We start from the raw sequence: 13,372 nt of genomic DNA on the forward strand, positions 1-13,372 counted from the left end.
GAGGTGTCGAGCGCAGCTCGACGGAGTGGGGGTCGACCGTTCATCGAATCCATACGCGTGATCAGTTCATCGACAACGCAGACGATCAAAAATCGGTCGGGGCGCCGCCTTCGGCGCGGCGCTTCTGGACGAAGGCGTTGAGTTCTTCGCGGATCGCCGGGTCCATGTAGGGCTCGTCATAGGAGGCCAGCCGCTCCTTCCACACCTTGTTGGCCTTTTCGAGCGCCGTCGGCGAGCCGGCTTCGGCCCAGGTCTCGAAATTGCGCCAGTCGGACAGGATCGGCGAGTAGAAGGCCGTCTTGTAGCGATCCTGCGTGTGCTGTGTGCCGAAGAAGTGGCCGCCGGGGCCGACCGACTGGATGGCGTCGAAGCCAAGCGCCTGTTCGGACAGGTCGAGCGGGGTCAAGAATTCCGCCACCATCTGCAACAGGTCGATGTCGAGGATGGTCTTCTCGTAGGAGCAGCGCAGGCCGCCTTCGAGCCAGCCGGCGGCGTGCATCATCAGATTGCCGCCGCCCTGGATGGCGCCCCACAGCGAGAACACGCTTTCATAGGCGGCCTGTGCGTCGACCGTGTTGGCCGCGCAGGTGTTGGAGGTGCGGTAGGGGATGTTGTAGCGGCGGGCGAGCTGGCCGCCGACGAGCTGCGCCTTCATGTATTCGGGCGTGCCGAAGGCGGGCGCACCCGACTTCATGTCGACGTTGGAGGTGAAGCCGCCATAACCGACCGGCGCGCCCTTCCTGACCATCTGGGCAAACGCGATGCCGGACAACGCCTCGGCGTTCTGCTGCACCAGCGCGCCGGCAATGGTCACCGGCGCCATGGCGCCCGACAGGGTGAACGGCGTGACGATGACGACCTGGCCCTTGCTCGACATCTGGATGATGCCTTCCATCATCGGCACGTCGAGTTTCAGCGGCGAATTGGTGTTGATGATGGTGAAGACGGACGGTTCTTCGAGCAACTGCTCGTGGCTGATGCCGCGCGCGATACGGGTGATCTCGATGCCGTCGACATTTCGTTCCTTGCCGAGCGAATAGATGTGGAACACCTTGTCGGTCAGCGTGGCGAGGTCGCGGATGCATTCGAGGTGGCGGACGGAGGGATGGATGTCGATCGGCTCGACCGGATAGCCGCCCGTGCAGTTCAGTATGTTGTGCATCTGCGCCAGGCGCAGGAAATTGCGATAATCCTGCTGGTTGCCGGGCCGGCGGCCACGATCGATGTCCGAGCAATTGGGCGCCGAGGCCATCATCGAGATGACTAGGTTGTCGCCGCCGAAGCGCACATTGTGCGCGGGGTTGCGGGCATGGATAGTGAATTCAGGTGGGCAGTGCGACACCAGATCGAGGATCATGTCGCTGTCGAAGCGCACGCGCTCGCTACCTTCGCGCACGTCGGCGCCATATTCCTTCATGATGCGGCGGGCTTCGTCATGCAGGACGTCGACACCGATCTCCTTCAGCACCCGCAGCGAGGCCAGGTGGATCGATTCCAGCTCGTCGTCGGAAACCAGCTTGGTCGGCTGGAGCGGGATTTTCAGCTGGCGGAACGGCGGCTGCTCGAACGCGGCCGAGCCGCCTGCGCGTTTTCCGGCGCGGCCGCCGCGGCGGGCACGATCGGTTGCCAATGCCGGTTCGGCGGGTTGAAGGGCGGCGGTCATGAGGGGCCTCGTACGATGCGAAAGTGGGCGGCATAATGGACCGGCGGCTGTCCGGCCATTGCGGAGGCGGCGACCACTAGAGCGAGGGAAGCGACATGCCGGAACGGCAGCTGCGTGGTCCCGAGGCGGGCCCGCGGACAAGGGGGCGCCATTCGTTGCAGTATCGTCTTTTGCTTCTGATAAACTTGTGCGTCGAATATCTCCGGAGGGAGAGCCATGCCTGACGTCGTCAAAGTGCGTGCCGCCACCAACAACGAAGTCGCGTTCCTCTCCTGGGACCTCGACGGGATGATCCCGGGCTGCCTGGGCTTCGAGATCGTTCGCCTCTATCCCGACACCGGCGAGGAGCGTTGCCTGGCTTCCTGGGTGCCCTTCAAGGGACAGCGCAACAAGGATTGGATCCCCCAGGATACCGGCGTCTGGCCGGTGCAGAAGACATTCTGGCGCGATCTCACTGTCCGGCGGCGCCGCGACAGCCTGGATGTCAGGCCAGACGGCGAAATGATCGCCTACCGGGTGCGTCCGGTCGGCGATATGAAGGCCGGGCTCGATCCCGTGCCGGTGCGCCCGGAAAAGACCTATACCGGCCCAGCGCGGCCGCTGGGCTATCTCGGCCGGGGCGCGGTCAGTCCGCCGATCTTCCTCGGCCAGATGTTCGGCAAGGCGCGCGTCGCCTTCACGAATGGCGTGCTGTCGACGCAATGGATGTCGCGCGCGCTGGCCGAGGCCGGCATCAAGCTCGGGCAGCGCGACAAGATCAGGGCTGTGCTGCAGGACCCGACCAGCAAGATACGCGCCTACCTGCATGGCGACGTGCCTGATGTGCTGACCAGCCTGCTGAAGCGGGCCAAGGCCGAAGGCGGCACGGTCAGGCTTGCGCTCTACGAGCTTGGCGACGACGAACTGTGCGACGCAATCATTGCCGCCAAGGATGTCGTGGAGGTCATTCTTTCCAACTCAGGCAGGGATGACCAGACGAAGGCCTGGGACGCTGGCAACGCGCCTTACAGGAAGCGGCTGCACGACGCGGGCGTCGCGGTGACGGATCGCCTGTTCAACAACAACCATATCGGCCACAACAAGTTCGCCGTCTATCGCGATGCCCAGGGCAAGCCGCAATCGGTGATGACGGGCAGCACCAACTGGACCTCGACGGGCATTTGCGGGCAATCCAACAACGCCTTCATCCGCGACGAGCCGGCGATGGCCGAGATATTCGACGCCTACTGGCAGCGCATGAAGGCCGACCTGTTCCCGCCGCCGGCCACGGAAAGCGCCGCCGGCCATGTCGCGCAGACGCAAGGCGTGCCGTTTCGCAGGGAAAACCACAGGCCAAACCCGCTCAACGGCGCCACGGCGGCGCTGGACGGCATGACGGTGTGGTTCTCGCCCAATGATCCCGAGCGCAACAAGAAGGACATCTCGGTGCGGCCGGTCGATCTCGAGGACCTCTTCGCCCGCATCAAGGCAGCCAAGCGCGCCGTGCTGTTCCTGGTGTTCAATCCTTCGCGGCTCGGCGACAATTCGATCGTCGACCAGGCGGTGGCGGCGGCAAGGGCCGATCCGAAGCTGATCGTGCAAGGGGCAATCAGCGATGAGACCGCCATGCCCAACTATGTCGCGCCGACTAAGGATCCGGTCACCCATAAATCAAACAGGGACGGCAAGTCGCCCTTCGTCTATCCGGAGAAGGTCTGGGAGGCGCCGAACGTTTCCATCGTGCGGGCGGCGAACCTGACCGGCGCCACGATCGCCCGCGATTTCCAGGCGGAGGTGCTGACCGTCGGCCATGCCATCGTGCACGACAAGATCGTCATCATCGATCCGATGGAGGACAACGCGACGGTCGTCACCGGCAGCCACAACCTCGGCTACAAGGCTTCCTACGAGAATGACGAGAACATGGTGATCGTCGAAGGCGACAAGACCTTCGCCGCGGCCTATGCCGTGCATATGCTCGACGTGTTCGACCACTACAAGTTCCGCGCCTGGCGCAGGACCATCGGCAAAGGCCCTTCGGATGACGATGGGCTCTCCATCGACGACAAGTGGCTGAAGCCTTACGCGCAAGGCAGGAAAGGCGCGATCGCACGGTATTTTCCATAGTGCTGCCGGCAGGTGCTGACGGCTTTTGACGCGAGCCTTCCGGTGCACGGCGCCGGCCGTTGGCGCAAGCGGATTTCGCTGTCCGGCCCTTCCTTTCCCGGGATCGAACCGGTAGCTGATGGCTTGCCGATCCGCAGGTCGGCGATTCACTCATGGAACGGCAGCATGGTCGCGACCGGCTCGAGCCAAGGCGAAGCGGCAACGCAGTGGGCAGCGCTCGCCGGCGTCACCGCGGCGCTGGCGATGTTCGGCGCCGCGCAAGGGCTGAGCTCGCCGCTGTTCACGCTGCTGATGCAGAAGCAAGGCATGTCGCCGGGCCTGATCGGCCTGTCGGCGGCGATGATGCCGGTTGGCTTGATCCTGTCTGCCTCGTTCGTGCCCGCCGCCGTGCGGCTGGTCGGCGCCCGCACGCTCGCCGTCGGCTGCTCGCTGATCGGTGCGCTGTGCTTCCTGGGCATCGGCTATCTGCAGGATTGGGTGGCGTGGTTCGTCCTCCGTTTCATCATCGGCGTGGTCATCAACCCGCTCTATATCCTCGGGGAGGTGTGGGCGCTGTCGCTGGCGCCGCCGGCGCGACGCGGCCGGGTGATGGGCGTGTTCAACACGCTGATGGGGGCCGGCTACTCGGCCGGGCCTTTCACACTGACCCTGCTCGGCACGTCGGGCTGGGCTCCCTTCAGCGTCGGCATTGGCGGGTTCGTGCTCTGCGCCGTTATTCTGCGCCTTGTCTCCTCAAAGCTCACCGGTTTCGAGGATGACGGCCAGCCAGCCGGCAGCTTTATCGGTTTTGCCCGGCTGGCGCCGGCGCTGCTGCTGGCGGTGCTGGTCTCGGCAGCGGTCCAGCAAAGCACCTATGCGCTGGTTCCGGTCTTCGGCGCCGGCTATGGCTTGCCGGAAGCCGTGCTCGCCGCTCTGGTGATGGCGTTATCCCTGGGCAATATCCTGCTGCAGATCCCGCTCGGCCTGCTCGCCGAACGCTTCGGCGGCCGCCCCATGATCCTGGCCTGTGCGGTGGCGACCACCGTTTGCGCGCTTCTGCTGCCGCTGCTGATCACGACGCCGCTGATCTGGGCGGTGCTGCTGGTGATGGGAGCGGTCGGCTATGGCGTCTACACGATGGCGTTGGTGGAACTCGGCAGCCGGTTCAAGGGCTCGCTGCTGGTCACCGGCAACGCCGCTTTCGCCTTGTTGTGGGGCGTTGGCGGCATTGTCGGTCCGCCCAGCGCCGGTCTGCTGATGCAGGCGATCGGACCTTTGGGATTGCCGGCGGTGATCGTCGGCCTGGACGCGCTGCTGGTCGCCTTCGTGCTCTACAGATCGGCCAGCCGCAGAGGCTCCTGACAGGGTTTGGCCGGAACAAGCGTGGGTTCGGGCTTTGGGGCTTACGGCTATCGGGTCGAAACGCTAAGCCTGCAGCCGAGAGGCGATGTGGATCATGGACCGGGTGGAACCGAAGCGCGACGAGACGATGCAGTGGGCAGCGATCACCGGTGTGATCGCGACCGTGTCGGTGTTCGCCATCGCGCAGGGACTGTCCTATCCGCTCTTGAGCTTCATCCTGCAGCGGCAGGGCGTTTCGCCTGTCATGATCGGCCTGTCGGCGGCGATGACGCCGATTGGCTTCATCGTCTCGTCGCCGCTCATCCCGTCACTGGCGCGGCGGTTCGGGGCAGGGCGTACGGCGCTGACCTGCGCGGCGCTTTCGGCGGTCGTGCTGGCGCTGATCGGCTGGACACAGAACGTCTATCTCTGGTTTCCGCTGCGGTTCCTGATCGGCGCGGTGACCAATCCGCTCTATGTCTTAAGCGAAATCTGGGTGATCGCGCTGGCGCCGCCGGCCCGGCGCGGCCGCATCATGGGCGTCTATTCCACGATCATCTCGGCCGGCTTCGCCGCCGGGCCGCTTTGCCTGCTGGCCGTCGGTACGGAGGGCTGGCCGCCATTCCTGGTCGGCATTTCCGCTTTCATCTTCTGCGGCGGGTGCCTCGCCCTGGTGGTCGGGCGCCTGCCTAAGGTCGACGAAGCCGGGCATCGGCTTTCGGTGATGGGCTTCATGCCGCTCGCCTGGCTGCTTTTGTCGGCAGTAATCGTGGCTGCCGGCTTCGAGCAGGCGGTGTTGGCGCTGTTGCCCGTCTACGGCACGCATTACGGCATCGCCGAGAACCGCATGTCGGCCCTGCTGTCGACGATGATCGCCGGCAACATCGCCATGCAGGTGCCGCTCGGCCTGCTGGCCGAGCGGCTGACGGCGCGCCTGGTGCGGTTCATCTGCCTGGTGCTGACGCTGCTCGGCTGTCTGCTGCTGCCGCTGTTGATCGAAACGCCGCTGGTCTGGCCGATGATCTTCGTCTGGGGCGCGGTGTCCTACGGCATTTATACGATGGCGATTATCGAACTCGGCGAGCGTTTCAGCGGCTCGGCGCTAATTGCCGGCAATGCCGCTTTCTCCCTGATGTGGGGCGTCGGCGGCATCCTCGTCCCGCCGCTTGCGGGCGGCGTGATGGACGGGATCGGCGCGAGCGGCCTGCCGGTGACGCTCGGCGCGATCTGCCTGGCGCTGGCGGCTGCGACCGTCATCCGGCGGCGGATCGTGTGACGGCCTGAAGCGATCTGCCGCGATGACGCGGCTTCAACACCTTGAATCCAGCGCCCTTTGACGCGATGTAGGCAGGGCCGCCCCCCGATTTCCCGGAGACCCCCATGACCATTTCGACGACAAAGCCTGGCTTGGCGACCGATGATCCCTTTCTTTGGCTGGAGGAAAGGACGAGCAAGGAGGCGCTCGACTGGGTACATCGCCAGAACGAAGTCACGGTGGCGCAATTGCAGGGCGATCCGTCCTACCAGGCGTCGTTCGAAACCGCGCTCGATCTGATGACCGCCGAGGACAACATCGCCGTCGGCTCCGCGCTCAACGGATATGTGTATAATTTCTGGCAGGACAAGACCAATGTGTTGGGCCTGTGGCGCCGCACGACGGTGGCTTCCTACAAGACCGACAGACCGGACTGGGAAACCATCATCGACTTCGACCAGCTCGCGGCGAAGGAGGGAGTGAAATGGGTGTTCGGCGGCGCCAGCCGGCTCTACCCCGATTTCAACCGCTGCCTGGTTTCGATGTCGCCTGATGGCGGCGACGCCAGCGAGATGCGCGAATTCGACATCGCCGCCAAATCGTTCGTCGAGGACGGTTTTCGCGCGCCCGCTTCCAAGTCCGGCTTCGGCTGGCTCGACAAGGATACGGTGATCGTCTCGGCAGCCTTCGAAGAGGCCGACAAGACCGAATCCGGCTACCCGCGCGTCGTCAAATTGTGGACGCGCGGCACGGACCTTGAAGACGCGACGCCGATCTTCGAAGCGCAGAAGGAAGACCTCGCCGTCGGCGCCGGCCTGGAGTTCGATGGCGAGAAGCGGCATTTGTTTCTAACGCGGACGCTCAACTTCTTTGCATCGCACAGTTTCCTGCGTCTCCCGTCAGGTGAAAACAGACGCATTCCGTTGCCTGACGACGTTACCGACACGGCGCTCTTCAAGGACCAGATGGTGTTTGGCGTGCGTACGCCTTGGACGGCGCCGGATGGAACGGCCTGCCGGCCGGACGGGCTCTATTCGTTCGATTTCGCTCATTGGATCGAGACCGGCAGTTTCGGCGCCATCGAGACCTTGCTCGCGCCGGCGCATCGCGTGTCCATCGCCGCTCTCGCCAGGACGCAGGACCACCTGTTCATCAGCCTGATGGACAATGTGCGCGGCAAGGTTGTGGCCTGCGAACGCAGGGACAGCGCCTGGTCGCTGAAACCGGTCGCATTGCCGGAAAACGGCACGGTAGGCATCAGCCATGCCGAACATTTCGGCGCCAGCGTCTCCTTCTCTTTCACCGATTTCCTGACGCCGAGCTCGATCATCTGGTCCGACGACAATGGCGAGACGCTCGCCACAGTGAAGTCGCAGCCGTCGCGATTCGATGCTTCGCAGCTCGTCTCGGAACAGTTCGAGGCGCGCTCGAAGGACGGCACGATGATTCCCTATTTCGTCGTCAGGCGGCGTGACCAGAAGGGCCCGGTGCCGACGCTGCTCTACGGCTATGGCGGCTTCGAAGTGCCTTTGCTGCCTGGCTATGCCGGCGTGCGCGGCAGGCTGTGGCTGGAGAAGGGCAATGCCTATGTGCAGGCCTGCATCCGCGGCGGGGGCGAGTTCGGCCCGGCCTGGCACCAGGCAGCGCTCAAGGCCAACCGGCAGAACGCCTTCGACGATTTCGCGGCGGTCGCGCAGGATGTCGTCAGGCGCGGCATTGCGACAGCCGCCTCGCTCGGCATCCAGGGCGGCTCGAATGGCGGCTTGCTGACGGGCGTCTCGCTGACGCAGCATCCTGAGCTGTTCGGCGCCGTGATCATCGAGGTGCCGCTGCTCGACATGCTGCGCTACACCGAATTGCCGCCCGGCGCGTCGTGGATGGCCGAATATGGCGATCCGTCCAAGCCGGAAGATGCGACCTGGCTTGCCGCCTACTCGCCTTACCAGCATGTCGAGGCCGGTGCCTATCCGCCGGTGCTGCTCACCACCTCGACCGCCGACGACCGGGTGCATCCCGGCCATGCGCGCAAGATGGCCGCCCGCCTGCAGGAGGCCGGCCACGCCGGGACGCTCTTCTTCGAAGAGACCGAGGGCGGCCATGGCGGCCGCGGCGACCGCCGGCCGCAGGCGGCACAGGCCGCGATGAAGTACGTTTTCCTGCAGAGGACGCTGGGCGGGAAGGGCTGAACCGAAAGCCTTCGGACCGGAGCGAAGGGTGGTTCACCTCGAACCTTCTTTGCTCTAAGGTGCCTTCATGGCTCCCGTGGTGACATTGGCCGGCCTTTTCGGGGTTCGGGCATTTGGGGGCGCGGTGACGCCGTCGCTGCGCACGTTGCGCGCCGAGCTTTTGCGGCTTTGCGCCCGCATAGGCTATTCGCCACCCGCTATCCTCTGAAGAATCCGCCCCGGCGCAGCCGGATTGGTTCCAGAGGAAGATCAGATCCATGACCTATCAGAATTATTCGCTGAAGCAGCTTCAGCAGATCGACGCCGCGCATCATCTGCATCCGTTCACCGACCATAGGGAATTGCGCGAGGCCGGATCGCGCATCATCACCCACGCCAACGGTCCCTTCATCTACGATTCCGAAGGGACGGAACTGCTCGACGGCATGGCGGGGCTGTGGTGCGTCAATATCGGCTATGGCCGCGACGAGCTCGCCGAGGCTGCCTATGCGCAGATGAAGGAGCTGCCTTACTACAATTCCTTCTTCAAATGCTCGACGCCGACGCCTGTGCTTCTGTCGAAGAAGCTGGCGGAGATCGCGCCGAAGAATGTCAACCAGGTGTTCTATGGCTCGTCCGGCTCGGAAGCCAACGACACTGCGCTCAGGCTCGTGCGCCACTATTGGGTGCTCGAAGGCAAGCCGCAGAAGAACCGCGTCATCTCGCGCAAGATGGCCTATCACGGCTCGACCATCGCCGGCACGTCGCTCGGCGGCATGGACGCCATGCACAAGCAGCTCAACGGAGAGGTGCCCAACATCGTCCATGTGATGACGCCGTACGCCTATGAGCTGTCGCTGCCGGGCGAGAGCGATCATGATTTCGGCCTGCGCGCGGCAAAGGCGGTCGAGGACGCCATCCTCGAAGCCGGCGCCGACAAGGTCGCCGCCTTCATTGGCGAGCCGGTGATGGGAGCTGGCGGCGTGAAGATACCGCCGGCAAGCTATTGGCCCGAGGTACAGCGCATCTGCCGCAAATACGATGTGCTGCTGATGCTGGACGAGGTCATCACCGGCTATGGCCGCACGGGCGAATGGTTTGCCGCGCAGACGCTTGGCATCCAGGCCGACACCATCACCACCGCCAAGGCGCTGACGTCGGGCTACCAGCCGCTGTCGGCGCTGCTGGTCGGCGATCGCATTGCCTCGACGCTGATCGAGAAGGGCGGCGAGTTCAATCACGGTTATACCTATTCCGGCCACCCCGTGGCTTGCGCCGTGGCGCTGAAGAACCTGGAGATCATGGAGCGGGAGGGTCTGGTCGACCGCGTCAGGAGCGACACCGGGCCCTATTTCGCCAAGGCGCTGCAAGAGCGCATCGCCGGGCACGAGCTGGTCGGCGAGGTGCGTTCGATCGGGCTGATGGGTGCGATCGAGATCGTCAAGGACAAGGCGACCAAGGAGCGGTTCCTGCCGGCTGGAAGTGCCGCGGTGACCGTGCGCGACCATGCGATCGCCAACGGCATGATGCTGCGCGCCACCGGCGACACGATGATCCTCTCACCGCCGCTGATCTGGACCCGCGACACGATTGATATGGCCTGCGAGCGTATCGGCAAGGCGCTCGACCTGGCGCAAGCGGATCTGCGCAAACGGTAAAAGAAATGGCCGGGCGTTCGTGATCGAGACGCCCGGCCGTCGATGACCCAATGCCGATACCAGGCGCACCGAGGGTTCCGGTCGCCGGCGCTATCGGTTACAACCCGCCAAGGCAGTTTTGCCGACGGGGGACGCGATGGCCGGACAACCGCTCAACCAGCCCGCCGAAATCCCGGCTGAGCTCGATCGCTGGAATTGGGGCGCCTTCTTCCTCAACTGGATCTGGGGCATCGGCAACTCCACCTTCATCGCCCTGCTGGCGCTGATCCCGATCGTCAACATCGTCATGATCTTCGTGCTCGGCGCGCGCGGCAGCCGCTGGGCATGGCGGAACCGGGCGTGGCGCGATGCCGAGCAGTTCCGCAGAACGCAGCGCAACTGGGCGATCGCCGGTCTTGCCGTCTGGGTGCTCAGTATCGGAGGCTGCGCGACGATGGTCGGCGGCATCCCTTTCATGATCAAGAACAGTGACGCCTATCGCATGACCATGGAGGTCATCCGCGCCGATACCCGGGTGAAAGCCGCCATCGGCGACGACGTGACCGCCAATTTCTGGGTCGGCGGCCATCTCAACGTCAACGCAGACGGGACGGGTGACGCGCAGTTCAGCATTCCCATCCACGGCACCAAGGGAAAGGGCACGGTGTTTTCGCATCTTGTTCGCAATGCAGGCACGTGGAGCATGCGCCTGCTCGTGGTCCGGGTCGATGGCGCCGATGCCCCGATCGTGCTGACCAATGAAGATCACGTGCCGATCCCGAACGCGGCAATCGGAATATGAGGGATGTCGGATCCTGGAACGCAAAAACCGCGCCCCACCGGGAACGCGGCTTTGCCAGATACGCTTGGCGTTTCGCTACGCAAACACTTGGCGAAACTTACGGGCTCCGGCACGCGAGACCTGATCCGGAGCGCCGGGCGGACGCGATATCCGCCTCGCAGTTCGTTTTATAGGGACATCGTTACCGCGGAGTTATCGAGAGCTTAAGCAAACCTAAATTTTGCGGTTCTCCGGCGGGGCGTACGAAAGAAAGACGAGCTTTATCAATCGCTTATTGATTGACGCCGCGCAGAAAATTTATGATCCCGGAAAAATCGGCGCCGGCGTTCCCTTGCGCGTTGAACAGGCCGTAGAGCTGTGTCGCTTCGGCGCCAAGCGGTGTCACCGCGCCCGCGGCTTGTGCGGCTTCCTGCGACAGCTTCAAATCCTTCAGCATGAGTGCGGCGGCGAAGCCGGGCTTGTAGTCGCGGTTGGCGGGCGAGGTCGGCACCGGGCCGGGCACCGGGCAATAGGTGGTCAGCGACCAGCACTGGCCTGAAGAGGTTGAGGCAACGTCGAACAGGGCCTGGTGCGCCAGGCCGAGCTTTTCGGCCAGCACGAAGGCCTCGGCGACGCCGATCATCGAAATGCCGAGAATCATGTTGTTGCAGATCTTGGCCGCCTGGCCGGCGCCGTCGCCGCCGCAATGGACGATGCGCCCGGCCATGGGCTTCAGGATCGGCTCGGCGGCGGCGAAGGCGTCGTCCGAGCCGCCGGCCATGAAAGTCAGCGTGCCGGCGGCGGCACCGCCGGTGCCGCCCGAGACCGGCGCATCAACCGACAGCAGGCCGTGCTTTGCGGCGATGGCATGCGCCTTGCGCGCCGATTCGACGTCGATGGTCGAGGAATCGATGAAAAGCGCGCCCTTCTTTGCCTTGGACGCGATCTCTTCGTAGACCGACAGGACATGCTTGCCGGCGGGCAGCATGGTGATGACAACATCCGCATCTTTCACTGCGGTCAAGGCATTGGCCATGATCGTAACGCCATGTTCTTTGGCGACGGTGAGGTTTTCGGACATTAGGTCGTAGCCGTGCACAGCATACCCCGCTTTGACCAGGTTCGCCGCCATTGGATTGCCCATATTCCCAAGGCCGATGAAGGCGATTGTGGTCATTGTGTCTCTCCCGGAGTTTGCACGCTTCAGCGACCGATCAACGCACGGGCGATGATGACGCGCATGATCTCGTTGGTGCCTTCGAGAATCTGATGCACACGCAGGTCGCGCACCAGTTTCTCGATGCCGTAATCGTGCAGGTAACCATAGCCGCCGAGCAGCTGCAGCGCATCGTTGGCGACGTTGAAACCGGTGTCGGTGACGAAGCGCTTGGCCATTGCCGACCATTTCGAGGCATCCGGTGCCTTGCGGTCGAGCTTGGAAGCGGCGGCATAAAGAAAGATGCGCGCCGCCTGCAACTCGGTTTCCATATCGGCCAGCCGGAACTGCAGCGCCTGGAACTGGTTGATCCTGGAGCCGAATGCCTTGCGCTCGGCCGTGTAGGACAGCGCCTTGTCGAGCGCCGACTGGGCCCCGCCAACCGAACAGGCGGCAATGTTCAGCCGGCCGCCATCGAGCCCGGCCATGGCGATGCCGAAGCCGGCGCCTTCGCCTGACAAAAGGTTTTCGGCCGGCACCTTGCAATCCTCGAAAATGACCTGGCGGGTCGACTGCATATGCCAGCCCATCTTGTGCTCATTGGCGCCGAAGGAGAGTCCCGGCGCATCTTTCGGCACGACGATGGTGGAAATGCCTTTCGGTCCCTCGGCGCCGGTGCGCACCATGACGGCATAGATATCGCTGTCGCCGGCGCCGGAGATAAACTGCTTGGCGCCGTTCAGCACGTAGTCGCCGCCGCTCTTCACCGCCCGCGTCTTCAGGGCAGCGGCGTCCGAGCCGGAACCCGGCTCGGTCAGGCAATAGCTCGCCAGCCATTCCATGGAGGTGAGCTTCGGCAGGAAGCGCTGGCGCTGGCCGTCGTCGCCGAAACGATCGATCATCGAGGCCACCATATTGTGGATCGAGATGAAGGAGGAAAAGGCCGGGTCGGCGTGGGACAGCGCTTCGAAGATCAGCACGGCGTCGAGCCGGCCGAGCGCGGAGCCGCCGACATCGTCCCTGACATAGATGCCGCCGAGGCCCAGCGGGCCAGTCTCGCGGATCACGTCGGCGGGGAAATGCTTATTGCGGTCCCAGTCTAGCGCATTCGGCGCGACGCGATCGGCGGCGAAGGCCTGAGCCATCTCCTGGATGGCGCGCTGGTCCTCGTTGAGTTCGAACTGACTGGTGCTCGCATCGACCGCGGCGTCCATGGCGTGCTCCCTATATGCTGGCCAGCTGGCTCGCTGGCCTGTCGTTTTTGGCTTTGCGCGCGCACCAATCTAGAC

10 protein-coding genes are annotated in these 13,372 nt (G+C 64.2%); 7 read left to right on the forward strand and 3 right to left on the reverse strand.

Features of this window, described 5'->3' with window-relative positions:
• Positions 1–85: 85 nt before the first annotated feature.
• On the reverse strand, positions 86–1,663 hold the full coding sequence (locus FJ867_RS11910; RefSeq protein WP_140817457.1) for a trimethylamine methyltransferase family protein: 1,578 nt from the start codon (positions 1,661–1,663) through the stop codon (positions 86–88).
• 216 nt (positions 1,664–1,879) lie between these two features.
• Between FJ867_RS11910 and FJ867_RS11915 the strand changes: the two genes are divergently transcribed.
• From FJ867_RS11915 to FJ867_RS11945, 7 genes are all read left to right on the forward strand, one after another.
• Positions 1,880–3,769: a phospholipase D-like domain-containing protein gene (locus FJ867_RS11915; protein ID WP_140517270.1), complete on the forward strand. Its 1,890-nt coding sequence runs from the start codon at positions 1,880–1,882 to the stop codon at positions 3,767–3,769.
• A gap of 165 nt (positions 3,770–3,934) precedes the next feature.
• Positions 3,935–5,110 (forward strand): MFS transporter, encoded by a 1,176-nt coding sequence (locus FJ867_RS11920; protein ID WP_140670297.1) that lies wholly within the window; start codon positions 3,935–3,937, stop codon positions 5,108–5,110.
• Between the two features lie 94 nt (positions 5,111–5,204).
• Entirely contained in the window at positions 5,205–6,365 is a 1,161-nt protein-coding gene (locus FJ867_RS11925) for an MFS transporter (RefSeq protein ID WP_140521090.1), read from the forward strand.
• A 104-nt stretch (positions 6,366–6,469) separates the two neighbouring features.
• On the forward strand, positions 6,470–8,530 hold the full coding sequence (locus FJ867_RS11930; protein ID WP_140564139.1) for a prolyl oligopeptidase family protein: 2,061 nt from the start codon (positions 6,470–6,472) through the stop codon (positions 8,528–8,530).
• A gap of 67 nt (positions 8,531–8,597) precedes the next feature.
• Entirely contained in the window at positions 8,598–8,738 is a 141-nt protein-coding gene (locus FJ867_RS11935) for a capsid protein (RefSeq protein WP_140495676.1), read from the forward strand.
• 49 nt (positions 8,739–8,787) lie between these two features.
• On the forward strand, positions 8,788–10,167 hold the full coding sequence (locus FJ867_RS11940; protein ID WP_140559631.1) for an aspartate aminotransferase family protein: 1,380 nt from the start codon (positions 8,788–8,790) through the stop codon (positions 10,165–10,167).
• 136 nt (positions 10,168–10,303) lie between these two features.
• The gene (locus tag FJ867_RS11945) at positions 10,304–10,948 is read left to right on the forward strand and encodes a cytochrome c oxidase assembly factor Coa1 family protein (protein WP_140817459.1); all 645 of its coding nucleotides are present in this window, start codon (positions 10,304–10,306) and stop codon (positions 10,946–10,948) included.
• A 271-nt stretch (positions 10,949–11,219) separates the two neighbouring features.
• On the opposite strand, the gene mmsB is transcribed toward FJ867_RS11945, so the two are convergent.
• Both mmsB and FJ867_RS11955 read right to left on the reverse strand, forming a co-directional pair.
• Positions 11,220–12,104 carry a 3-hydroxyisobutyrate dehydrogenase gene (gene mmsB / locus FJ867_RS11950; RefSeq protein WP_140564136.1) on the reverse strand — a complete coding sequence of 295 codons (885 nt, stop codon included), beginning with the start codon at positions 12,102–12,104 and terminating at the stop codon, positions 11,220–11,222.
• Positions 12,105–12,130: 26 nt separating this feature from the next.
• Complete coding sequence (locus FJ867_RS11955) at positions 12,131–13,297, reverse strand: isobutyryl-CoA dehydrogenase (RefSeq protein ID WP_140564135.1); 1,167 nt, start codon at positions 13,295–13,297, stop codon at positions 12,131–12,133.
• Positions 13,298–13,372: the final 75 nt, after the last annotated feature.

It is taken from the genome of Mesorhizobium sp. B2-5-3 (assembly GCF_006441005.1).
Classification (GTDB): Bacteria; Pseudomonadota; Alphaproteobacteria; order Rhizobiales; family Rhizobiaceae; genus Mesorhizobium.

Bases quoted from the DNA above. Each gene is read 5' to 3' on its own strand.
- FJ867_RS11930 (WP_140564139.1), top strand. From the start codon at position 6,470: ATGACCATTTCGACGACAAAGCCTGGCTTGGCGACCGATGATCCCTTT.
- FJ867_RS11925 (WP_140521090.1), top strand. From the start codon at position 5,205: ATGGACCGGGTGGAACCGAAGCGCGACGAGACGATGCAGTGGGCAGCG.
- FJ867_RS11940 (WP_140559631.1), top strand. From the start codon at position 8,788: ATGACCTATCAGAATTATTCGCTGAAGCAGCTTCAGCAGATCGACGCC.
- FJ867_RS11920 (WP_140670297.1), top strand. From the start codon at position 3,935: ATGGTCGCGACCGGCTCGAGCCAAGGCGAAGCGGCAACGCAGTGGGCA.
- FJ867_RS11945 (WP_140817459.1), top strand. From the start codon at position 10,304: ATGGCCGGACAACCGCTCAACCAGCCCGCCGAAATCCCGGCTGAGCTC.
- FJ867_RS11935 (WP_140495676.1), top strand. From the start codon at position 8,598: ATGGCTCCCGTGGTGACATTGGCCGGCCTTTTCGGGGTTCGGGCATTT.
- FJ867_RS11915 (WP_140517270.1), top strand. From the start codon at position 1,880: ATGCCTGACGTCGTCAAAGTGCGTGCCGCCACCAACAACGAAGTCGCG.
- mmsB (WP_140564136.1), bottom strand. From the start codon at position 12,104: ATGACCACAATCGCCTTCATCGGCCTTGGGAATATGGGCAATCCAATG.
- FJ867_RS11955 (WP_140564135.1), bottom strand. From the start codon at position 13,297: ATGGACGCCGCGGTCGATGCGAGCACCAGTCAGTTCGAACTCAACGAG.
- FJ867_RS11910 (WP_140817457.1), bottom strand. From the start codon at position 1,663: ATGACCGCCGCCCTTCAACCCGCCGAACCGGCATTGGCAACCGATCGT.